This is a genomic window from Streptomyces sp. NPDC001507, from assembly GCF_042894765.1.
Taxonomy (GTDB): Bacteria; Actinomycetota; Actinomycetes; order Streptomycetales; family Streptomycetaceae; genus Streptomyces.
Map to the genome: position 1 here is coordinate 214,833 of NZ_JBIAVV010000001.1, position 22,395 is coordinate 237,227.

Consider the following 22,395-nt stretch of genomic DNA (forward strand, 5'->3'; position numbering starts at 1 on the left):
CCGTAGAACGTGCAAGGGATGCTGCCGCCGCTCATGCCCGCCAGTATTGCCCAAAGGCCATCCTGACCCGCCGTCCGACCGGCCGCACTTGCAGATACGGACCGCAGGGGCCCGACGGCTCAGTAACCTCGTGAAACGTCTCCGCGGGCGCCCGCGGGCCCGGTGCGGCTGATGTCGCGTCAACGCCTGTACCGGTCGCACGCGTTCGGGCGTGGCGGCCGGCCCCACAGTGGCGAGAGGCGGCTGATTGCCGTCTTGTCATGGCCTGTTCGGGACGCTTACTTTTGGCCTTCCTGACGCGCGTGGCGAGGGGGACTCCAGACATGGCCGAACGCGGCCGGCACCGCCGGTACCAGCCGAACAGGATCAACCGCGCCTCGCTCACCGTGACAGCGGGCGGCGCCGGCCTCGCGCTCCCGCTCGCCGCCGCCTCGAGCGCCGACGCGGCCTCCGGGTCCACCTGGGACCGGGTCGCCGCCTGCGAGTCCAGCGGCGACTGGGGCATCGACACGGGCAACGGGTACTACGGCGGGCTGCAGTTCACCCAGTCCACGTGGGAGGCCTACGGGGGCACGAGGTACGCGCCGCGCGCCGACCTCGCCACCAGGGACCAGCAGATAGCGGTGGCGGAGAAGGTCCTCGACGGCCAGGGGCCGGGCGCCTGGCCGGTCTGCTCGGTGCGGGCCGGGCTCACCCGCGGCGGCGACACCCCCGGCGTACACACCGAGAGCGCGGCCACCCGCCCCGCGACGCACCACGCCGCGAAGAGTTCCGTACGGGACGTACAGCCGCAGACCACGCCGCAGTCCCGGGCCGGCCATGCCGAGATGTACACCGTCGTGCACGGCGACACGCTCTCCGGGATCGCCCAGGAACACGACGTGGCCGGGGGCTGGCACCGGCTGTACGCGGCCAACCGCACGACGGTCGGCCCCGACCCCGACCTGATCCTGCCGGGACAGCGGCTGAGCCTGAGGGGCCAGGGGGCGAGTACGACCGCCCCCAAGGACAGGACCAAGACCGAGGCCAAGACCAGGGCCCACCCGAAGACCGAGGCAAAGACCAGGACCAAGTCCGAGAAGACCAAGTCCGAGAAGGCGAAGGCCGCCACCCACACCGGCCACTCCCTCGTCGCCCCGGTCGACGCCCCGATCGGCACCGGCTACCACGTGTCCGGTTCGCACTGGTCGAAGGGCTACCACACCGGCGTCGACTTCCTCGCGCCCACCGGCTCCTCCGTGAAGGCGGTCGAGGCCGGGCAGGTCGTCACGGCGGGCTGGGGCGGCTCCTACGGCTACCAGGTGGTCATCCGGCACGCCGACGGCCGCTACACGCAGTACGGCCATCTGTCGGCGATCTCCGTGCGGGCCGGGCAGAGCGTGTCCACGGGCCAGCGGATCGGCCGCTCGGGCTCCACCGGAAACGCCACGGGCCCGCATCTGCACTTCGAGGTGCGGACGGGGCCCGGTTTCGGCACGGACATCGACCCGGTCGCCTATCTCCGGGCCGGCGGCGTCAGGATCTGATCCGCGTACGGCGCCGGTCCAGGAGCGGACCGTGCACGTAGTCGCCGGCGGGCAGCAGCACATCGGCCACGTCCGGGACCACGTCCGGCGCCGCGGACCCCGACCGCTGCTGCGGCATCCCGACCAGAGAGGCGGCCTCCGCCGGCCTGACCTCCATGGGCTCCGTCCGCGCATCGGCCTGCGCCAGGCCCGCCTCGGCCAGTTCCACCAGCGCCTCGACCAGCGGCTCGGGCGACACCTCGGCCACGGCGGGCTCCGGCACCGGGACCGGCTCGGCCGGGTGCGGGGTGCGCTCGATGCGCTCGGTCGTCAGCAGAATCAGGCCGCCCGCCGCGACCACACCGCAGCCCAGCGCCAGCAGGGTGCCCGTCGGGCCGTAGCGGAACGTCTCGCCGAACATCGTGATGCCGACCGCCGCCGCCAGCACCGGGTTGACCACGGTGAGCGTGGCCAGCGGCGCGGCGAGGCCGCCGCCGCGGTAGGCGGCCTGGGAGATCAGGACGCCCGCGACGGCGTAGGCGCCGATCACGGACAGCCAGAGCAGGTCGGCGGTGGCGATCCCGCCGTCCCAGTCGATCGCCACGACCTTGGTGAACACCGAGGACATGCCGAACGCTATGCCCGACGCGGTGGCGAGGAGCACGCTGCGCACCGCCGGGTGCCGGTGCGCGGCCCGGCCCGCGATCATCAGCGCGACGACCGCCCCGCCGGTGACCAGCGCGACGCCGATCCGTCCGGCGGACTCCAGGGTGTGCGAGTCGGAGGAGCCGACCAGGGAGAGCAGACCGGCCAGCCCGACGGTCGCCATGATCGCGCCCCGCCAGGCGGTCGCCCCGGCCCGGCGGCCGACGAAGAGGGCCGCCATGGGCAGCGCGAACACGATGGTGAGCGCGCCCAGCGGCTGGACCAGGCTCAGCGGGCCGTAGGCCAGCGCCACGACGTGCAGCAGGCCGCCGAGGCCGTTGAGCGCCATCGCCCCCCACCAGCTCGGGCGGCGCAGCGGCATGTACTGCTCGTCGGGGGAGGAGACCGCCACCTGCTCCTGCACGATCGCTCCGCCGGCGTAGGCGACGGCGGAGACGAAGGAAAGCAACACGGACAACGCGAGGGCGCTCATACTCGGCTCCTCTGCGTCAGGCGCGGCCGGTTGGCCCCGCGCGGTGATCGGTCGGCTTCCATGAGCAACACTCTGCCCGTCCGCGTGCTTCCCGTCGTCGTACCTGAGCACCTAATGGGTCCTACTACCGATGGAGTACGCCGGGATCCTGATCATCCCCAGGGTGGGGTCCGCCGGGTGGAGAGGGCGCGCCCACGGGATCCCGCGAGGCCTGGTACTACTGCTGTTCGTGGACCTGTTCGAGGACCTGGACCCTGATCTCGCCGCGCTCCGCCCGCTCGGCGGCTTCTTCGTCCTGCGCACCGTCCGGCCTGCGGTAGGAGATCCCGACGCGGCGCGAACCGGCCAATCCACAACTCTGGCAAAGGCCTATAAAAAACTCACATCGGATGTTTACGGGAATGCCCTGACTTTCCGTGTCGACGCCGTTTCGAGGCGTCTGGGTGCCACCGAACCCAGGGTCGCCGCCTCCATCGCCCACCAGGCGCTGGCCGCCCGTCTCTGGTCCGTCGCCCTCGGCTGCGCCGTCCGCTACGGCCGCCTCCCCGACCTCGATCCCGGCCTGCTCCTGTGGGATCCCGGCGCCGCCGCCCCCGACGACCTCCGGCTCGCCGAGCTGCGCGCCCTGCCCGGCGGCACCGGCACCGGCCCGGCCGCGCTCGCCGACACCGTCGTACGCGTCGTCCTGCACGGCCACCTCGAACCCCTCGGGGCTGCCCTGCGGGAGCGCTACGGCCTCGCCGCCGGCCTGCTGTGGGGCAACGCCGGCTCCGCGCTGGCCGGTACCGTGCGGGAGCTGGACCGCTGGGCGCGCGCGAACAGCTGTGCGGATGCAGCGGCCCGGACCCGCGCCCTCGCCGACGCCCTCTTCGCGCACCCCCTGCTGAGCGCCACCGGCACCCGCACCGGGCCGGCCTTCCGGCGCCGCAGCTGCTGTCTCTACTACCGGGTACCGGGCGGCGGGGTCTGCGGTGACTGTTGTTTCACACAACCACCGCGCTCTTCCCCGCGCGCCGCATCTGGGTGACCATGGAACAACCGGCCGTGGAGAGCGAGGGGTTGCGGGTGCGAGTCGGACTGCTGACCCGGGAGTACCCCCCGGACGTCTACGGCGGCGCGGGTGTTCACGTGGAGTTCCTCGCCAGGGAGTTGCGGCCCCTGGTCGACCTGGAGGTGCACTGCTGGGGCGAGGGCCGTGGGGTCGGCGTCGTCCGGCACCGCCCCTGGACCGCCCTGGACACCGCCAACGACGCGCTGCGCACCTTCTCCGTGGACCTCGCCATGGCCGCGGGCCTGGAAGGTCGCGAACTCGTGCACTCGCACACCTGGTACGCCAACCTGGCCGGCCACGTCGCCAAGATGCTCTACGGCGTCCCGCACGTGGTGACCGCCCACTCCCTGGAGCCGCTGCGGCCCTGGAAGGCCGAGCAACTCGGCGGCGGCTACGCCCTGTCGAGCTGGGCCGAGCGAAGCGCGATCGAGGCCGCCGACGGCGTGATCGCCGTGTCCGGGGCGATGCGCACCGACATCCTGGACTGCTACCCGGCCCTGGACCCGGCGAAGGTCCACGTCGTGCACAACGGCATCGACACCGCCCTCTACCGCCCGGACCGCGCCACCGACGTCCTCGCCCGGACCGGCATCGACCCCGGGCGCCCCTACGTGCTGTTCGTCGGCCGGATCACCCGCCAGAAGGGCGTGCCCCATCTGCTGCGTGCGGTACGGGACATCGACCCGGCGGCACAGGTCGTCCTCTGCGCCGGCGCGCCCGACACCCCGGAGATCGACCGGGAGTTCCGCGAGTTGTTCGCGGAACTGAGCCGGGTCCGCGAGGGCGTGCACTGGATCCCGCAGATGCTGCCGCGCGCCGACGTCATCCAACTCCTCACCCACGCCGCCGTGTTCGCCTGTCCCTCGGTCTACGAGCCGCTCGGCATCGTCAACCTGGAGGCGATGGCCTGCGGCACGCCCGTGGTGGCGTCCCGGGTCGGCGGGATCCCCGAGGTCGTCGAGGACGGCAAGACGGGCCTGCTGGTCGACCTGGACGACGACTTCGAGGACGGCCTGGCGCGGGCCCTGGACGCCGTCGTCGGCGACCGGGAAACGGCCCGCCGGATGGGCGAGGCCGGACGCGAGCGCGCCGTCGGGGAGTTCGGGTGGGAAGCGGTGGCCCGGCGCACGGTCCGGCTCTACGAGGAGATCCTCAAACAGGCGTAACGGCAGGCGTAACGAACAGGCCGCCTGTCCGACGCGATCACGGTGCAGGCTTAACGGGAGTGCTCCCAGGGCAGGCATGGAGCACCAGGGTGAGGGGAGCGGCCATGCGTCGTGGTGGACCTTCGGTACTCGGGATCGTGCTGGCCGGCGGGGAGGGCAAGCGCCTGATGCCGCTGACCGCCGACCGGGCGAAACCAGCGGTCACCTTCGGCGGCACCTACCGCCTGGTCGACTTCGTGCTGTCCAACCTGGTCAACGCGGACGTGCTGCGCATCTGCGTGCTGACCCAGTACAAGTCGCACTCGCTGGACCGGCACATCACCACCACCTGGCGGATGTCCAGCCTGCTCGGCAACTACGTCACCCCGGTCCCGGCGCAGCAGCGGCTCGGCCCGCGCTGGTACCTGGGCAGCGCCGACGCCATCCTGCAGTCCCTCAACCTGGTCCACGACGAACAGCCCGACTACGTCGCGGTGTTCGGCGCCGACCACGTCTACCGCATGGACCCCCGGCAGATGCTCCAGCAGCACATCGAGGGTGGAGCTGGGGTCACGGTCGCGGGCATCCGCATCCCGCGCGCGGAGTCCTCGGCGTTCGGGGTGATCACCCCGGGCTCGGACGGGCAGACGATAGAGACCTTCCTGGAGAAGCCCGCCGACCCGCCGGGTCTGCCGGACGCCCCGGACTGCGTCTTCGCCTCCATGGGCAACTACATCTTCACCACCAAGGCCCTGGTGGAGGCGCTGCACCGGGACGCCGAGGACGACGACTCGGTGCACGACATGGGCGGCTCGATCCTGCCCCAGCTCACCGCCCGCGGTGAGGCCCAGCTCTACGACTTCGGCACCAACCACGTCCCCGGCGAGACGAGCCGCGACCGCGGCTACTGGCGGGACGTCGGCACCCTCGACGCGTACTACGACGCCCACATGGACCTGATCGCCGAGCGGCCCGCCTTCAACCTCTTCAACCGCAGCTGGCCCATCTACACCCACTCGTACCAGCTCTCGCCGGCCCGCTTCAACGCCGGCGGCATGGCGAGCGAGTCCATCATCAGCGCGGGCTGCCTGATCCGGGGCCAGGTCACCCGGTCGGTGCTGTCCCCGGGGGTGCGGGTCGACCCGGGTGCCGTGGTGCAGGGGTCGGTGCTGCACGACAACGTGGTGGTGGGCCGGGGCGCGGTGGTGCGGGGCGCGGTCCTGGACAAGAACGTCGAGGTCCCGCCGGGCGCGACGATAGGCGTCAACCCGGACCGCGACACCGAGCTGTACACCGTCTCCAAGGGCGGGGTCATCGCCCTCGGGAAGGGCCAGATCGTCTCGTAGCCCTCGCGCGCACGCCAACTCGGGCGCGACGCGCTGCGAGTGAATAACCCTCATTTGCCGGACTTTGGGCCACTCTCCCCTCACGATGCAGACAGCAATGTCGAACTTCGGAGGTCATCCGACATGAGAGGGACGAGAGAGGCCAGTGGTATGTCACATACCACCGCCGGTGGTATGTCACATACCACCGCGGCTCTCCGGTGCACCCGGCTGTGCCTCGCCGCCGTGCTGACAGCGTCCGCGCTGCTCACCGCCCCCGCCGCGGAGGCCGCCGAACCGGCCGACGGCAGCCTCGCCGACCTGGTGAACCCCTTCATCGGCAGCCAGGACGACGGCAACACGTTCCCCGGCGCGGCCGTGCCCTTCGGCATGGTGCAGCTCTCCCCGGACACCGGGCACAGCACCGGCTACGACTATTCCCAGCACCGGATCCGCGGCTTCTCCCTGGTCCACCTCTCCGGCGTCGGCTGCGCCATCGGCGGCGACCTGCCCGTGCTCCCCACCACCGGCGACGTCACGCAGACGGACTACGCCAGGTACGCCGCCGGATTCGACCACACCGACGAGACGGCGAGCCCCGGCTACTACCGCGTCGGCCTCGACTCGGGCGTGACGGCGGAACTGACCGCGACCGCCCGAACCGGCGTCCAGCGCTACACCTTCCCGGCCACCGGCAAGGCCAACGTCCTGCTCAACGCGCACCAGGCGCTGCACAAGCCGGCCGGCAGCGAGGTCGAGATCCTCGACGACCACACCGTCCGCACCCGGATCACCGGCCACGGCTTCTGCCGCGAGACCGCCCCCTACACCGTCTACACGGTCACCCGCTTCAGCCGCCCCTTCACCGCCTACGGCACCTGGAACGGCACCGCGGTCACCCCCGGCGCCCGCACCGGGGCCGACGGCGCCTACGTCCGCTTCGACACCACCCGGGACCGCACGGTCGAGGCGACCACCGCCCTGTCGTACGTCGACGCGCGCGGCGCCGAGGCCAATCTGCGTGCCGAGGGCGGACGTTCGTTCGACACGGTACGACGGGCGGCCCGGGACGCCTGGGAGCGGCGGCTCGCCGGCATCCGGGTCCAGGGCGGCTCGCCGGCCCTGCGCCGTACCTTCTACTCGTCCCTGTACCGCACCTTCCTCGCGCCCAACGTCGGGGAGGACGCCGACGGCCGCTACACCGGCTGGGACCGCCGGATCCACCGCGCCCAGGGGTTCACCTACTTCCAGAACTGGTCCCTCTGGGACACCTACCGCACCCAGGCCCAGGCCCTCGCCCTGCTCGCCCCGCGCGAGGCCCGCGACATGGCCCTGTCGGTGCTGAGGATCGCCGAGGAGGGCGGCTGGCTGCCCAAGTGGGGCTACGGCACGGTCGAGACGAACATCATGACCGGCGACCCGGTCACCCCGTTCCTGACCACCGCCTACCAACTGGGCCTGCTCAAGGGCCACGAGGAGCAGGCCTACCGGGCGCTGCGGAAGAACGCCGACGGCGTGCCGCCGGCCGCCAACGCCGGGGTCGGCCGCGAGGCCAACGCCGAGTACCTCGCCGACGGCTACGCGCCGTACCTCAGGGGCCGCCCGCACACCAAGGTGGGCGACTCCGACTACGACCACGGCGCCTCCGTCACCCTGGAGTACGCGCTGTCCGACGCGATGCTCGGGCAGATGGCCCGGGACCTCGGCCATGTCGAGGACGCGGCCCGCTACGCCACCCGGGCGCAGAACTACCGCAACGTCTTCGACCCCTCCACCGGCTTCTTCCGCGCCCGCGACGCCTCCGGCGCCTTCACCGGGGACCCCGACCCGGCCCGCGGCATCGGCTTCCACGAGGGCACCGCCTGGCAGTACCAGTGGCTCGTCCCGCAGGACCTGCCCGGCGTGATCTCCCTGATCGGCGGCGAGCGCGCCACCAACGCACGGCTCGACTCCTTCTTCGCCTACGACAGGCTGCTCGCCGACCCGGCGAAGACCGCGCGGGACGTGTGGGTGCACGGCAACGCGTACACCTACTACAACGCGGCCGTCTACAACCCCATGAACGAGCCCGACCTGATCGCCCCGTACACCTACCTCTCCACCGGCCAGCCCTGGAAGACCACCGACGTGGTGCACGCGGCGCTGACCCTGTTCACCGACGGCCCGACCGGGATGACCGGCAACGACGACCTCGGCACCATGTCCGCCTGGAACGTCCTGTCGTCCCTCGGCCTCTTCCCGGTGCAGCCCGGCTACGGCACCTGGGGCCTGTCCACGCCCGTCTTCGACCGGGCCGACGTCCGCCTCGACCGGCGCTTCTGGCCGAGCGGCGGGTTCACGGTGACCGCGCCGGGGACCTCCGCCGGACACCGGTACATCCAGCAGGCCCGCACCGACGGCACCGACTACGGCCGCACGTATCTGACGACCGGGGCGCTGCGCTCCCTGCGCTCGCTGGCGTTCACGGTCGGCCCGCGCCCGTCGGAGTGGGGTACGTCACCCGAGGCGGGACCACCGGCGCTGAAGTGACCTCAGGTGCCGCAGGAGTCCCGCCTCTTTCGGAGGAGGCGGGACTTAATCTGCTGTTAACTGAGCGTAGCGTGATCGTACTTGACCGTAATCATGAGTCGGCGTTTGACTGCTGATCCACCCTCCGTCAACGCGAGGCACCCTTTTCGATGACTGCGACTGCTGACCTGCTCGCCCCGCTCGATCTGGCCTTCTGGAACATCGAGTCCGAACAGCACCCGATGCACCTCGGCGCGCTGGGCGTCTTCTCGGCGCACTCGCCGACCGCCGGCGCGCACGCCGCCGACCTGCTCGCGGCCCGGGCCGCCGCGGTACCCGGACTGCGGATGCGCATCAGAGACGTCTGGCAGCCGCTCGCGTTCGGCGGTGCCGCCCGCGAGACCGACCCGGACTTCGACCCCCTCAACCACGTCCGGCTGCACGCCCCGACCGCCGACTTCCACGCCGTCGCCGGCCGGCTGATGGAGCGTCCGCTGGAGCGCGGCCGGCCGCCGTGGGAGGCGCACGTGCTGCCCGGCGAGGACGGGGTGTCCTTCGCGGTGCTGTTCAAGTTCCACCACGCCCTCGCCGACGGGCTGCGCGCCCTCAAGCTGGCGGCGGGCGTCATGGACCCGCTCGACCTGCCGGTGCGCGCCCCCCGCTCGATCGAGCCGCCGCGCCCGATGCTGGCCCTGCCCGACGTGCGCAGGCTCCCCGAGCTGGTGCGCGGCGCCCTCTCCGACGTGGGCCGGGCCCTCGACATCGGTGCCTCCGTCGCCCTGTCCGCCCTCGGAGTGAGCTCGTCGGCCGCGCTGAGGTCCGAGCCCACCGGTACCCGCAGCATCGCCGGGGTCGACCTCGACATCGACGACGTGCACCGGGTCCGCAAGGCCGTCGGCGGCACCGTCAACGATGTCCTGATCGCCGTCGTCGCCGGCGCCCTGCGGCGCTGGCTGGACGAGCGCGGCGACGGCACCGAGGGCGTCGCCCCGCGCGCCCTGATCCCGGTCTCCAGGCGCCGCCCGCGCACCGCGTCCCCCCAGGGCAACCGGCTCTCCGGGTACCTGATACGGCTTCCGGTCGACAACCCCGACCCGCTCGCCCGCCTCGACCGCGTCCGCACGGCGATGGTCCGCAACAAGGACGCCGGCCCCAACCGGGGCGCCGGTGCCGTCGCCCTGCTGGCCGACCACGTGCCCGCGCTCGGGCACCGGCTCGGCGGCCCGCTCGTCGGCCAGGCCGCCCGGCTCTGGTTCGACATCCTGGTCACCAGCGTGCCGCTGCCGGGCGTCGGCCTGTGCCTCGGCGGCCACCCGCTCACGGCCGTCTACCCGCTGGCCCCGCTCGCGCCCGGCCAGTCCCTGGCGGTCGCCATCTCCACCTACCGCAACCGCGTCCACTACGGCCTGGTCGCCGACGCCAGCGCCGTTCCCGACCTCGACGTGCTGGCCCGCGCGGTCACCGACGAGGTGGTCTCGCTGATCGCGGTCTGCGATCCGTGATCCGGCCGGGTTTGGAGGTAATGCCCGGCGCTCCGTAAAATTCCGGGTTCGAAAGCGGGCGCGAGTCGGAGCGCCGCTGGTGGACCAGGGAAACGGCAGCGCGATGACGGTGACACAGGACGGCCCGGCGGCCGAGGAAGCGGTGCGGGCCGCGGTCGAGGCCGTGGACGGGGCCGTGGTCCACGGCCCCGGCATCGACCCCGAGCGGCTCGCCGTCTGCCTCGGCGTGCTCGCGGAACTGGACGAGCTGGAGGTCGACCACCCGGACGCCATCGCGGTGCGCCGGGCCACGGCCGGCATCTACCGCACGGTCAAGCAGCGCCGCCGCCAGGAGCGCCGGGCCGCCAAGACGGCCCACGACAAGGCGGTCACCGAGGCCACCGCGACCGGTTCCGCGCAGCGCATCGACGACGAGACCGAGGGCCTGCTGCCCTCCTCCCGGACCGAGGAGGGCAGGGTCGCGGGGATACTCCAGCGCCCGCGCTCCTGCTACACCTGCAAGACCCGCTACGTCGAGGTCGACTACTTCTACCACCAGCTCTGTCCGGACTGCGCCGAGCTGAACCGCGCCAAGCGCGACGCCCGCGCCGACCTGACCGGCAAGCGTGCCCTGCTCACCGGCGGCCGCGCCAAGATCGGCATGTACATCGCGCTGCGGTTGCTGCGTGACGGCGCCCACACGACGATCACCACGCGCTTCCCGAAGGACGCCATCCGCCGGTTCAAGGCGATGGAGGACTCGGCGGACTGGCTGCACCGGCTGGAGGTCGTCGGCATCGACCTGCGCGACCCCGCGCAGGCCGTCGCCCTCGCGGAGCGGGTCGGTGCGGCCGGCCCGCTCGACATCCTGATCAACAACGCGACCCAGACGGTACGCCGGCTGCCGTCCGCGTACGCGGCCCTGGTCGAGGGCGAGAGCGCCCCGCTGCCCGCCGGTGAGCTCCCCGCCCACCAGGTCATCGGCGCCTTCAACTCGGGCGCGGTCGACGGCCTCGCGGCGCTGCCCCTCGGCACCAGCGGCCTGGACGCGCAGCAGGTCGCCGACCTCGCCCTCGTCGCGGGCAACGCCAGCGTGGCCCGGCACCTGGACGGCACCGCGATCGACGCCGGCGGCCTCGTCCCGGACGTCGTGGACAGTAATACCTGGGTGCAGACCATCGACCAGATCTCGCCGATCGAGCTGCTTGAGACCCAGCTCTGCAACTACACCTCGCCGTTCATCCTGATCAGTGCGCTCCGGCCGGCCATGGCCGCGGCCGCGAAGCGGGCGGCGCGCGGCCGGGCCTACGTGGTGAACGTCTCGGCGATGGAGGGCGTCTTCGGCCGCGGCTACAAGGGCGCCGGGCACCCCAACACCAACGCCGCCAAGGCCGCCATGAACATGGTCACGCGGACCAGCGCGACGGAGATGTTCGAGACCGACGGCATCCTCATGACCTCCGTCGACACGGGCTGGATCACCGACGAGCGCCCGCACTACGACAAGCTGCGCCTGGCCGAGGCCGGCTTCCACGCGCCGCTCGACCTGGTCGACGGGGCCGCCCGCGTCTACGACCCGATCGTGCGGGGCGAGACGGGCGACGATGTGTACGGGGTCTTCCTTAAGGACTACGAGCCGGGCAAGTGGTGAATCCCGCGTGATCGTGCGGGTGCGGGTGCCGGTGCGTGGGGGCTGGTCGCGCAGTTCCCCGCGTCCCTAGGTTGCTGTGTGCGCCGCTCGTACCCTCGTACCGCCGTCCACCACCAGGTCCGCTCCCGTCACCCACTCCGCCGCGTCCGAGGCCAGCCACAGCACCGCACTCGCCACGTCCTCCGGTTCCCCGATCCGCCCCAGCGGCAGGCCGGCAGCGATCTCCTGCTCCCGTGGCTCCCACATGAAGCGGGCCATCTCGGTGCGCACCAGCCCCGGCGACACCGAATTCACCCGCACCCGGGGTGCCAGTTCACCCGCCAGCTGCTGGGTGAGATGGAGCAGCGCCGCCTTGCTGGTGCCGTACGCGCCCACGTGGGGGCCGACATGGGCCGCGCCCTCCGTGCAGATGTTGATCACGGAGCCGCCGTGCTCCCGCATCCAGCCGCGCCACGCGCACTGCGTGAGCCGCAGCGGGGCCTCCACGTTGACCGTGAACGCCTCCCGCCACAGGCCCAGGTCGGCGTCCATGAGCGGGCCGTACGGGCGGTTGGTGGCCGCGTTGTTGACGAGGACGTCCAGCCGCCCGAACTCGGTCAGCGCCAGCCGGGTCAGCTCCCGGGCGTGCTCCGGCTCGCCGACGCTGCCGGCCAGGCCGACCCCGCCCAGCCCGGCCGCCGTACGCCGTACCTCGTCCGGGTCCCGCGCGCTCACGCACACCAGCGCACCGGCCGCCGCGAGCGCCTCGGCGACCGCGCGCCCGATCCCGCGGGTGCCGCCGGTGACGACGGCCGCCCGGCCCCGGAGCCCGTACGACGGCCCGTACGATGACGTCATCGCCGTACCGTCTCATGACGGGACGTCAGTCGACAGCCCCCAGGCGGGAGTTGCGGGCGGCGACCAGTTCCAGGACGGTCCGCCAGTCCTCCAGGACGCCCGCGTCGAAGCCCGCGGTGCGGCTCTCCTCGTCCGCCTGGCGCAGGCGCAGCACGTCGTCGTCGGCGGCGGTGCGGTCCCCGCGGACGAGGTGGTAGACGCGTTCCCCGAGCAGGTGGCGGACCGCGTGCGCGGCGCCGTCGGCGGGGCCGAGCAGTTCCCCGATGCCGTGCACCAGGCCTGCCACCTGGAGCTCCTTGTCGGCGGGGCGCCTGCGGCGCAGCAGTGCCGCGGCGCGCAGTGCGCGCTGGTGCCGGCAGGCGTACAGCAGATCCATCAGCTCCTCGACGCTGCGCAGCTCCATGCGTCAGTCCTTCCGCGAGACAGCCGTTGTCCTGCGCCATCGGATCATGTCGAGTTTTCGGCCCGGCCAACGCAACCTGAACTGCACAGCCTGGTGCGGCCGCGGCCCGCCGCGGCCGGCCGGGTGTCGACCTTTTGGAATTCATGTTCGAATTCAAGGGGTGGGCCGGTGAGCCGTAAACAGGGCATGATGTTACGAACAGGTTCATTTCGGGATCGCTGAATTGCGGAGCGACTCGCGATAGTTACACCTTGTTTGCACTCCCTATCGAGCGGACCCCCGCTCATTTGGTTAATCTGTAGGGGACGGACAGCACCAAGGGGTCCCACCCACACCCACGGTCCGTCCCGGGGACAAGCCGGTCGACAACGGCCTGCTCTCTTGTGAGTTACCGGCGCCACCGCGTCCGAACCGGCCTTTGACCCAGACCCGAGCGGGCGCCGAGCACCGGAACGCAGACTGTCCGGTACCGCCCCGAGGGTGACCGACACAGAAGGAGTGCGCGGTGACACCTGACAAGACGAATCGCGACCAGCGCCCCAAGGAACGCACGGAGCGCGCGGGCAGCAGGCCCGGACAGCTCGGCAGCCTCGACGTGTGGGCCCGGTCCGCCCCGATCCGCCTCGCCGGCTACGAGGAGGATCTCGCCGAGCCCCACATCCTGCCCAGCGTGGACTGACCGGCCGGTCAGTCCCGTCGCGATCGCCGACGCGCATGGGCGTGCGAGACTCACGCCCATGCTGATCAGAGAAGCCACCGCGGACGACTGGCCGCAGATCTGGCCCTTCTGGCACCGGATCGTCGCCGCCGCCGAGACCTACGGCTGGGACCCCGACACCCCTGAGCAGGCGGCCCGCGCCCTGTGGATGAGCCCGGCGAAACGGGTCTACGTCGCCGAGGACCCCACCGGAGCCGTCGTCGGCTCCGCCTACCTGACCCCCAACTACGGGGGACCCGCCGCACGGGTCGCCAACGCCGGCTTCATGGTCGACCCGGACCGCGGCGGCCAGGGCATCGGACGTGCCCTCGCCGAGCACGTCCTCGCCGAGGCCCGGGCGAACGGCTACCGGGCGATGGTCTTCAACGCCGTCGTCGAGACCAACCCCGCCGTGGCCCTGTGGACCTCCCTCGGCTTCACGATCCTCGGCACGGTCCCGCAGGCCTTCGACCACCCCAAGCACGGACCGGTCGGCCTGCACATCATGTACCGCGCCCTGTGACCCGGCCGGCCTGCGCCCCGGCGTCCTAGCCGATCAGCGCCTCGGACACGTGCCACAGCCGGGCCGCGTTGTCCCGGTCCAGGGCGTACGGCGCGACCCCGCCGACTGCACCCGCCCGCCCGGTGACCGGCCTGGCCTCCGCGCAGTCCTCGAAGTAGCGGCCGGTGACCCCCGCCACGGCCGGCGACGCGGCCAGCAGTACCGAGGTGGCGGCGCCCTGCTCCACCGTCTTCTGCGGCGGCAGGGCGAGTTCGCCCGACGCGATGAACTCCTCGACCTGCTTCATGTCCATGTGCCGGGCCAGGTTGGTGTCGGCGATGTTGCCCGGCATCAGGGCGTTGGCCGTGATGCCGTCGTCGGCCCAGCGTTCGGCCGCGGCGACGGCGAACAGGATGTTGGCCGTCTTCGACTGGCCGTAGGAGGTCCACGGGTCGTAGGGGCGGAACCGGTAGTCCAGGTCGTCGAAGACGACGGGGGAGAAGAGGTGCCCGGTGGAGCTGACCGAGACGATCCGGGCGCCGTCCGCCGCCGCCAGCGCCCGGTGCAGGCCGGTGGTGAGGGCGAAGTGGCCCAGGTGGTTGACGCCGAACTGCTGCTCATGGCCGTCGGGGGTGCGGGTGACCCTGGCCGGGGCCATCACGCCGGCGTTGTTGACCAGGATGTGCAGCGGGCCCTGCCAGCCGGCCGCGAAGGCCGCGACGGCCGACCGGTCGGCGAGGTCGAGCCGTCGCACGGTCAACTCGCCCGACCCGGCCGGGAGTCCGGCCGCGAGACGGGCCACCACGCGGTCGCCCGCCGCGGTGTCGCGCACGGCCAGGGTGACGTCGGCGCCGGCCGAGGCGAGCGCGCGGGCCGTCTCCACGCCGATTCCGGAACTGGCTCCGGTCACCACGGCCCGGCGGCCGTGCAGGTCGACGCCGTCGACGACCTCGGCGGCGGTGGTGGTGACCCCGAAGGTGCCGGGGGTCTGGGGTGCGGGGGTCTGGGATGCGGACATGAGGGGTGTCTCCTGTGGGTCTGTGGGGGGTGTGGTGTGACCGGGACGCGTCCCGGTCCGGTCACCCGAAGATCGGCATGATCTCCGAGGGCGGGGGCGGCGTCGGCGGTCAGCCGTTGAGGGTCCCCATGTACTCCGGTGCGTACCGCTCGCCGGTGACCACGCCGTGCGGGGCGACCGCCTCGATGGCGGCGAGGTCGTCAGCGGTGAGGGTGATCCCGGTGGCGGCGATGTTCTCCTCCAGGTAGCGGCGGCGCTTGGTTCCGGGGATGGCGACCGCGCCCTGGTGCCGGACCCAGGCCAGGGCCAGCTGGGAGGGGGTGACGCCCTTGCCGGCGGCGAGCCGGCGGACCTCGCGGACCACGTCGAGGTTGCGCCGGAAGTTCTCGCCCTGGAAGCGCGGGTCGGTACGGCGCCAGTCGTCGTCGGCGAAGTCGTCCGGGCTGGTGATCGCGCCGGAGAGGAAGCCGCGGCCCAGCGGGGAGTAGGCGACCAGGCCGATGTTCAGCTCCCTGAGGGTGTCCAGGACGCCGTTGTGCTCGATGTCGCGCTCGAAGAGGGAGTACTCGACCTGCAGCGCGGTGACCGGGTGGACGGCGTGGGCGCGCCGGATGGTCGCCGCGGAGGCCTCGGAGAGACCGATGTGCCGGATCTTGCCCTCGGCGACCAGCTCGGCCAGGGCGCCGACGGTGTCCTCGATCGGCACCTTGGGGTCGATGCGGTGCAGGTAGTAGAGGTCGACGTGGTCGGTGCCGAGGTGGCGCAGCGACCGGTCCAGGGCGTGCCGCACGTACTCCGGTGTGCCGTTCAGGCCGACCGCCCGGCCGTCGTCGGTGATCTCGACGCCGGTCTTGGTCGCGACCACGGCGGACTCCCGGCGCCCTGCCAGCGCCTTGCCGAGCAGCTGCTCGTTGACGAAGGGGCCGTAGCTCTCGGCGGTGTCCAGCAGGGTGACGCCGAGCTCCAGCGCCCGGTCGACGGTGGCCAGCGACTCGGTCTCGTCGGTTGCGCCGTAGAAGGCGCTCATGCCCATGAGGCCGAGGCCCTGGACGCCGACGGTCAGGCCCTGGCCGCCCAGTGCGCGCTGTTCCATGAGGTTCCTCAATTCCATAACTAACTGGATAGATACCTTGACCGTAAGCCTGCTTGGGCGGCATGTCAATAACTGGATAGTTACTTGGTAGGGTGATGGTCATGTCACGGGATTCCAGCGCCACCAAGGCCCGGCTGCTCGACGCCGCCTTCAGCGAGTTCGCCGCGTACGGCATCGCCGGTGCCCGGGTGGACCGGATCGCCGAGGCCGCGGGGGCCAACAAGCGGCTGATCTACGTCTACTTCGGCAACAAGGAACAGCTCTTCGACGAGGTGCTGACCCGGGCGATGACGGCAGGCGCCGAGTCCGTGCCGTTCGACGTCGAGGACCTGCCCGGATACGCCGGAGCGATCTTCGACCACCTGGTCGCCCGGCCGGACCTGATGCGCCTGCGACTGTGGAAGCTGCTGGAGCGCCCCTCCGCCACCGGATTCGAACAGGACGCCTTCCGGAACAAGGCGGCCCTGGTCGCCGAGGCGCAGCAGCGCGGCGACCTCGACCCGGCCATGGCCCCCGACGACCTCCTGACCCTGGTGCTCGCCGCGGCCCAGGCCTGGTTCTGGGCCGCCGAGGGCGTCGACCCCAAGGAGCTCAGCGAGTCCTGGAACGAGGAGCGGCTCGCCCTGCACCGCGCGGCGGTCGTGGAGGCCGCCCGCCGGATGACCGAACCGAAGCGGGCGTAGCACTCCTCGAGGGGCATTCCACTGCCTGCATTCTTCGCGAGGCGGAACGACGGCGCCGTGCTCGAACGACGGCCCGTCGCGGCGCTCAGCCGACCGGTGCCGTCCGCTGCCAAGGCCGCAGCGTCTCCAGTTGCCGCGCCAGCTCCAGCAGGACCGCCTCCGACCCCGGCCGGCCCACCAGCTGTACGGCGCAGGGAGCGCCCGAGGGCAGCGTGCCGAACGGGACCGACATCGCCGGCCAGCCGGTGAGGTTCCAGGCCGGGGTCAGGGGGGAGTAGTTGGATCCGGCAAAGGCGTTGCGCAGCCAGCCGCGCTCGTGCCACGGGCCGGCCTTCGGGGCGTGGCGGGCCAGGGCCGGGGTGAGCAGCACGTCGTGCTCGGTGAAGAACGGGGTGAGCCGTGCCCGCAGCCGCTCGCGGGCGTCGCCCGCCTGCACCCCGCGCAGGAAGCGGCGCCCGATGGCCGCGTGCACCCGGGTCCGCCGGGCCAGCAGGGCGGGGTCCAGGCCGGCCGCGTCCACGGCCGTCCCGGCGGTCCAGTGCCGGATCGCGGTGACCCCGATCGACGCCGGGTACGGCGGGTCGGCGCGCCGTACCTCGTGTCCGGTGCTCGCGAGCAGCCCGGCCGCCTCCGTCGCCGCTTTCGTATACGGTCTGCTGACGGTCACGCCCACCAGCGGGCTGCGCAGCGAGACGGCGATCTTCAGTGGGGCGCGCCCGGCGGCGTCCTCGAACTCCTTCTCCGCCAGTACCGAGAGCATCAGCCGGGCGTCCGCCACGGTGGTCGCCAGCGGCCCGTTCTCCGACATGCCGAACCAGTCGCCGTTGCCGATCCCGGCCGGCACCACGCCGAACCCCGGCTTGATGGTGACCAGACCGCAGTTGGCGGCGGGGATGCGCAGCGATCCCATGCCGTCGTTGCCGAGGGCGATCGGCGCCAGCCCGGCGGCGACCGCGGCCGCGCTGCCGCCGGAGGAGCCGCCCGCGCTGCGCCGGGTGTCCCACGGGTTGCGGGTGATGCCGTGGGCCCCCTCGGTGGTGCCGAAGACGCACAGCTCGGGCACGTTGGTCAGCCCGATGACCACGGCGCCCGCCGCCCGCAGCCGCGCCACGGTGACGTGGTCCGCGGCGGCGGGCGTGTCCGGCATCGCGGCCGAACCGTCCAGGTGCGCCTCGCCGCGCACCGCCAGGTTGTCCTTCACCGCCAACGGCACCCCGGCGAGGGGGAGTCCGGCGAGGTCGGCACGGGCCTCGACCTCGTCCGCCTCGGCCAGTGCCGCGTCCGTCCGGACCTTGCGGAACGCGCCGATCCGCCCGTCCAGCCGGGCGATCCGCTCCAGGTGCCCGGCGACCACCTCCCGGGGAGTGGCACGCTTCTCGCGTACGGCGGCGGCGATCTCGGCGGCGGTCCGTCCGGCCCAGTCGGTCACGGGCACTCCTCGGGGTGCGGGAAGGCGGCTTACTCGTCGGTACGAAAGGGCACTCTGCCCGGTCGCGGGGCTCCGCGTCGAGAGTCCCGGCTCCCAGTCGCAGGGACCGGATCTGCCGCGGCGCAGCCGTCGGTGACCGCAATCTCGTCGCGGGTCATCCGACCACTGGGTCAACTCTTGTTCGTGCGGGCCCCATTGACAGGCCCCTGCGCCCGCTCAATCATCAGACATCCGATGAATGGAGCCGCGCAATGAGCATGTCTCCTTGTCCAAGACGTCAGGTCCTGGGGATCGCGGCGGGCGCCGCCGCGGCGGTCGCCCTGCCCCTCGCGGTACCGGCCGAGGCGCACGCCGCCGGAGCGGACGGCGCCGGGGCGGACGGCGACCGGGCCGAAGCGGAGGCCGTGTCGTCCTGGGTTCCCGTCCCCGACCCCGTTCCCGTACCGCTCGACTCCCTCTATGACAACGATGGCATCGACACCGCCGCCGCCCGAGGCGGTGACTTCGACGGCTCCGGCTACACGTTCCCGGGCGAGGAACTCCCGGCCGGCCGGGTCGAGGTCGACGGCATCCCCTTCGAGTTCCCGGCGGCCACCGCGGGCGCCAAGAACAACGTCGTCGCGCTCGGCCAGCGCCTGGACCTCCCCAAGGGCCGCTACCTGTCGGCGCTCTTCCTCACCGCCGGCAGCTACGGCAACGCCTCCGGCACGGCCACCGTCCACTACGCCGACGGCACGACCAGCACGGGTGGCCTGAGCGGCGGCGACTGGTACTCGGTGGGCGGGCCCCTCTCGGCGCCGTACCGCTACCAGCCGGACGGCGGCAAGGACGCGCACGGTGTCGGGATCGGCACCTGCGAGGTGTGGATCGACCCGCAGCGCGAGGCCGTCGCCCTCACCCTGCCGGTCACCAACCCGGCGGAGGCCGGCAGGACCGCCCTGCACGTCTTCGCGCTCTCCCTGCAACCCGTCGCCCAGGGGCGGGCGTTGACTCTGCGGGACACGCGGTCGACCAGCTCGCTGCTCGACACCACCGGCGCCCAGAGCGTCGAGGCCACCGTCGTCAACGCGGGCACCGTCGCGATCGTCGCGGGCGACGCGGTGTCCGTACGCGTCGACGTCCCCGGCGCCCGCACCGTCGAGCCCGCCCGCATCCACCGCCTCGACCCCGGCGAACAGGCACGCGTCCGCGTCGGCATCCGCAACCGCACGGGCACCGCGCCCGGCACCGAGCGGGACGGCACGGTCACCGTCCACGGCCGGGGCACGCAAGTCGCCGCCAATCGCCGTACGTTGACGCTCGGTACCGCCGACTACCGGCCCACCGAGACCTCGTTGGCCGGCCACCGGGCGCCCTACTGGTTCAACGACGCCAAGTTCGGCATCTTCATCCACTGGGGCGTCTACTCGGTGCCCGCGTGGGCGCCGGTCGGGGTGCAGTACGCCGAGTGGTACTGGGACCAGATGCAGGACCCGAACAACCCGACGTACGCCTACCACCGGGACACCTACGGCGCGGACTTCGCCTACGACGACTTCATCCCGCGCTTCACGGCCGAGAAGTTCGACCCGCGTGCCTGGGTGGAGCTGTTCCGGGACGCCGGGGCCCAGTACCACGTCCTGACCTCCAAGCACCACGAGGGCTTCGCCCTGTGGGACACCAAGGTCTCCGACCGCAACGCCGTCAAGCTCGGCCCGAAACGGGACCTGGTCAAGGAGCTGTTCGAGGCGTCCCGGCGGTACACGCCCGAACTCCACCGCGGCCTCTACTTCTCCATGCCCGAGTGGTTCAACCCGGACAGCCCCTGGATGGGCCACGCCCCGCGCAACCCGTACACCCTGGAGCCGCTGCCGTACACCGGCTACACCTCCGGCAAGGACTTCGTCCGGGACTACCAGGCCCCGCAGATGCTGGAACTGATCCACGGCTACGACCCGGAGATCATCTGGTGCGACATCGGCGGCGCCAACGACAGCGTCGACGTCCTCGCCGAGTACTTCAACCACGCCAAGAACCGCGCCCGTCCGGTCGACGTGACCGTCAACGACCGCTCGGGGATCGGCTTCCACGACTTCACCACGCCCGAGTACACGACGTACGCGGACACGGTCGTCGCCAAGTGGGAGGCCAGCCGCGGCCTGGACCCCCGCAGCTACGGCTACAACCGTCAGACCCCGGACGACGCCTACATGACCACCGAGGAGGTCGTGCACAGCCTGGTCGACATCGTCTCCAAGAACGGCAACTTCCTCCTGGACATCGGCCCGCGCGCCGACGGCACCATCCCGGAGATCATGCAGACCCGGCTGCGCGAGACGGGCGCCTGGCTCGCCGTCAACGGCGAGGCGATCCACGGCACCACGTACTGGTCGCGCATGCCCCAGCTGGGCGACGATCTCCGCTTCACGGTCCGCCCGGACGAGGCCTTCTACATCCACTCCCTGACCCGGCCGGGCACCAGGCTCACCGTCGAGGCCCCGGTACCGGTCCGCCCCGGCGACAAGGTGACCATGCTCGGCCACGGCCGCCCCCTGACCTGGACGCTCTCCAACGGCGCCCTGGTGATCGACGTGCCCGAGGCGGCCCGGCGGGCGGGACAGCACGTGTGGGTTTTCAAGATCGACTGGCGCAGGTGAGCCCGGCGGGAGGCCGCCGCGGCTCGCTCTAGACGCGGGCGGGTGCCGTGCTGCCCCGGATCGTCAGACGCGGCACCGGTACCCGTACCGCCCGGGCCGAGCCGCCGTCCAGCAGGGTGGTCAGCTCCCGGGCGGCCGTGCGGCCGAACTCCGTGCTGTCGCGGGAGAGGGCGGAGAGCCAGGGCTTGACCATGCGGCACAGAGCCGAGTCCTCCCAGGAGACGACGGAGACGTCGGCGGGGACGGAGCAGCCGAGTTCGGCCGCCGCGGCCACGCCGGCCACGGCCATCACGTCGTTGTCGTAGATGAGGGCCGTGGGCGGCGGGGTCGCGCGCAGGACGCGGTGGGTGACGGCCGCGCCCTCGGCGTCGGAGTAGTCGGTGGTGACCGAGTGGACCTCGGACAGGCCGCGCCGGTCGGCCTCGGCGCGCAGGGTGCGGATCCGGCGCTGGGTGTGCGCGAGGCCGGGCAGGCCGGCGATGTGCACGATGCGCCGGTGACCCAGCCGGGTCAGCTCGTCGACCACCGAGGCCATCGCGGCCGCGTCGTCCGCCCAGACCGTGGAGAGTTCGGGGTGGCGCTCGTCGGGGGCACCGCCGATCACCACGGCGGGCAGGCCCAGTTCGTCGAGCAGGTCGGGGCGGGGGTCGTCGGCGCGGGGGTCGACGACCAGAACGCCGTCGACCCGGTGTTCGGCCCACCAGCGGCGGTAGACCGCGCACTCGTCGGCCACGTCCTCCGCCATCTGGAAGAGCAGCCCGAGATGGCGCTCGGCGAGCACCTCCTGGATGCCCGAGACCAGCTGGAGGAAGAAGGAGTCCACGCCCAGCGAGTGCGCGGGACGGGCGAGGACGAAGCCGACCGTGGCCGCACCCTCGCCGGACAGGGCGCGGGCGGCCGTGCTGGGGCGCCAGCCGAGCTGCTCGGCGACCCGCTGGACCCGGGCCCTGGTCGTCTCGGAGACTCCGGGACGGCCGTTGAGCGCGAAGGAGACCGCGCTCTCGGAGACTCCGGCGCGGCGCGCGACGTCCTTCATCGTCGGCCGGCGCGCGGGGCTGCGTTTCTCCGCCAACTCACTTCCTCATTCGGTTCGGGACCGCGATCTGCTAATGCGCTTGAGTCGCCACACCCTAAAGCGCATTAGTGATCCGTGGCAATGCGTTCGTAACACCTTTGTGAGCAGGGGTTTTGAGTCACTAATGTCTTTAGCTGCGCCGAATCCATTGACGTGGCGTCAAAACGGCGTGCAAGGTCTGGCGCGGCACCTTCGGCCGACCCCGCTGCAAAGGAGCA

18 protein-coding genes are annotated in these 22,395 nt (G+C 72.2%); 11 read left to right on the forward strand and 7 right to left on the reverse strand.

What is annotated here, in order from left to right; translation table 11 throughout:
• Positions 1-323 precede the first annotated feature (323 nt).
• Positions 324-1,526, forward strand: coding sequence for a transglycosylase family protein (locus tag ACFY0K_RS01035; RefSeq protein WP_390637987.1), 1,203 nt, complete (start codon positions 324-326; stop codon positions 1,524-1,526).
• On the opposite strand, the gene ACFY0K_RS01040 is transcribed toward ACFY0K_RS01035, so the two are convergent.
• Positions 1,516-2,643 (reverse strand): DMT family transporter, encoded by a 1,128-nt coding sequence (locus ACFY0K_RS01040; RefSeq protein WP_390637988.1) that lies wholly within the window; start codon positions 2,641-2,643, stop codon positions 1,516-1,518. The two genes, ACFY0K_RS01035 and ACFY0K_RS01040, sit on opposite strands and share 11 nt — an antisense overlap.
• A gap of 211 nt (positions 2,644-2,854) precedes the next feature.
• Between ACFY0K_RS01040 and ACFY0K_RS01045 the strand changes: the two genes are divergently transcribed.
• The 6 genes from ACFY0K_RS01045 to ACFY0K_RS01070 all read left to right on the forward strand — a co-directional run bounded on the left by ACFY0K_RS01045 (position 2,855) and on the right by ACFY0K_RS01070 (position 11,804).
• Positions 2,855-3,670 carry a (2Fe-2S)-binding protein gene (locus ACFY0K_RS01045; protein WP_390638826.1) on the forward strand — a complete coding sequence of 272 codons (816 nt, stop codon included), beginning with the start codon at positions 2,855-2,857 and terminating at the stop codon, positions 3,668-3,670.
• Between the two features lie 38 nt (positions 3,671-3,708).
• Positions 3,709-4,860 carry a glycogen synthase gene (gene glgA / locus ACFY0K_RS01050; protein WP_390638827.1) on the forward strand — a complete coding sequence of 384 codons (1,152 nt, stop codon included), beginning with the start codon at positions 3,709-3,711 and terminating at the stop codon, positions 4,858-4,860.
• Between the two features lie 104 nt (positions 4,861-4,964).
• Entirely contained in the window at positions 4,965-6,185 is a 1,221-nt protein-coding gene (glgC, locus tag ACFY0K_RS01055) for a glucose-1-phosphate adenylyltransferase (protein WP_351955558.1), read from the forward strand.
• A gap of 174 nt (positions 6,186-6,359) precedes the next feature.
• Positions 6,360-8,693, forward strand: a complete 2,334-nt coding sequence (locus ACFY0K_RS01060; RefSeq protein WP_390637989.1) for a GH92 family glycosyl hydrolase — start codon at positions 6,360-6,362, stop codon at positions 8,691-8,693.
• Positions 8,694-8,842: 149 nt separating this feature from the next.
• Positions 8,843-10,174 carry a wax ester/triacylglycerol synthase family O-acyltransferase gene (locus ACFY0K_RS01065; protein ID WP_351955556.1) on the forward strand — a complete coding sequence of 444 codons (1,332 nt, stop codon included), beginning with the start codon at positions 8,843-8,845 and terminating at the stop codon, positions 10,172-10,174.
• A 103-nt stretch (positions 10,175-10,277) separates the two neighbouring features.
• Positions 10,278-11,804, forward strand: a complete 1,527-nt coding sequence (locus ACFY0K_RS01070) for an SDR family NAD(P)-dependent oxidoreductase (RefSeq protein ID WP_390637990.1) — start codon at positions 10,278-10,280, stop codon at positions 11,802-11,804.
• 66 nt (positions 11,805-11,870) lie between these two features.
• Here ACFY0K_RS01070 and ACFY0K_RS01075 read toward each other — a convergent pair whose 3' ends face one another.
• Both ACFY0K_RS01075 and ACFY0K_RS01080 read right to left on the reverse strand, forming a co-directional pair.
• Positions 11,871-12,641 carry an SDR family oxidoreductase gene (locus ACFY0K_RS01075; protein WP_390637991.1) on the reverse strand — a complete coding sequence of 257 codons (771 nt, stop codon included), beginning with the start codon at positions 12,639-12,641 and terminating at the stop codon, positions 11,871-11,873.
• A 25-nt stretch (positions 12,642-12,666) separates the two neighbouring features.
• A complete protein-coding gene (locus ACFY0K_RS01080) occupies positions 12,667-13,044 on the reverse strand; it encodes a hypothetical protein (protein ID WP_390637992.1) in 378 nt (125 codons plus the stop codon).
• Positions 13,045-13,549: 505 nt separating this feature from the next.
• Here ACFY0K_RS01080 and ACFY0K_RS01085 point away from each other — a divergent pair.
• Together ACFY0K_RS01085 and ACFY0K_RS01090 are read left to right on the forward strand one after the other, a co-directional pair.
• The gene (locus tag ACFY0K_RS01085) at positions 13,550-13,723 is read left to right on the forward strand and encodes a hypothetical protein (RefSeq protein WP_351955552.1); all 174 of its coding nucleotides are present in this window, start codon (positions 13,550-13,552) and stop codon (positions 13,721-13,723) included.
• A gap of 58 nt (positions 13,724-13,781) precedes the next feature.
• Positions 13,782-14,264, forward strand: a complete 483-nt coding sequence (locus tag ACFY0K_RS01090) for a GNAT family N-acetyltransferase (protein ID WP_390637993.1) — start codon at positions 13,782-13,784, stop codon at positions 14,262-14,264.
• A 25-nt stretch (positions 14,265-14,289) separates the two neighbouring features.
• On the opposite strand, the gene ACFY0K_RS01095 is transcribed toward ACFY0K_RS01090, so the two are convergent.
• Positions 14,290-15,261 carry an SDR family NAD(P)-dependent oxidoreductase gene (locus ACFY0K_RS01095; RefSeq protein ID WP_390637994.1) on the reverse strand — a complete coding sequence of 324 codons (972 nt, stop codon included), beginning with the start codon at positions 15,259-15,261 and terminating at the stop codon, positions 14,290-14,292.
• A gap of 109 nt (positions 15,262-15,370) precedes the next feature.
• Entirely contained in the window at positions 15,371-16,354 is a 984-nt protein-coding gene (locus tag ACFY0K_RS01100) for an aldo/keto reductase (protein ID WP_390637995.1), read from the reverse strand.
• 101 nt (positions 16,355-16,455) lie between these two features.
• Between ACFY0K_RS01100 and ACFY0K_RS01105 the strand changes: the two genes are divergently transcribed.
• Complete coding sequence (locus ACFY0K_RS01105; protein ID WP_390637996.1) at positions 16,456-17,037, forward strand: TetR family transcriptional regulator; 582 nt, start codon at positions 16,456-16,458, stop codon at positions 17,035-17,037.
• A gap of 85 nt (positions 17,038-17,122) precedes the next feature.
• Here ACFY0K_RS01105 and ACFY0K_RS01110 read toward each other — a convergent pair whose 3' ends face one another.
• Complete coding sequence (locus ACFY0K_RS01110; RefSeq protein ID WP_390637997.1) at positions 17,123-18,466, reverse strand: amidase; 1,344 nt, start codon at positions 18,464-18,466, stop codon at positions 17,123-17,125.
• 257 nt (positions 18,467-18,723) lie between these two features.
• Here ACFY0K_RS01110 and ACFY0K_RS01115 point away from each other — a divergent pair, with 257 nt between their 5' ends.
• Positions 18,724-21,102 (forward strand): alpha-L-fucosidase, encoded by a 2,379-nt coding sequence (locus ACFY0K_RS01115; RefSeq protein WP_390638828.1) that lies wholly within the window; start codon positions 18,724-18,726, stop codon positions 21,100-21,102.
• Between the two features lie 28 nt (positions 21,103-21,130).
• Here the strand turns inward: ACFY0K_RS01115 and ACFY0K_RS01120 are convergent, their stop codons facing one another.
• The gene (locus ACFY0K_RS01120; RefSeq protein ID WP_390638829.1) at positions 21,131-22,138 is read right to left on the reverse strand and encodes a LacI family DNA-binding transcriptional regulator; all 1,008 of its coding nucleotides are present in this window, start codon (positions 22,136-22,138) and stop codon (positions 21,131-21,133) included.
• Positions 22,139-22,395 lie beyond the last annotated feature (257 nt).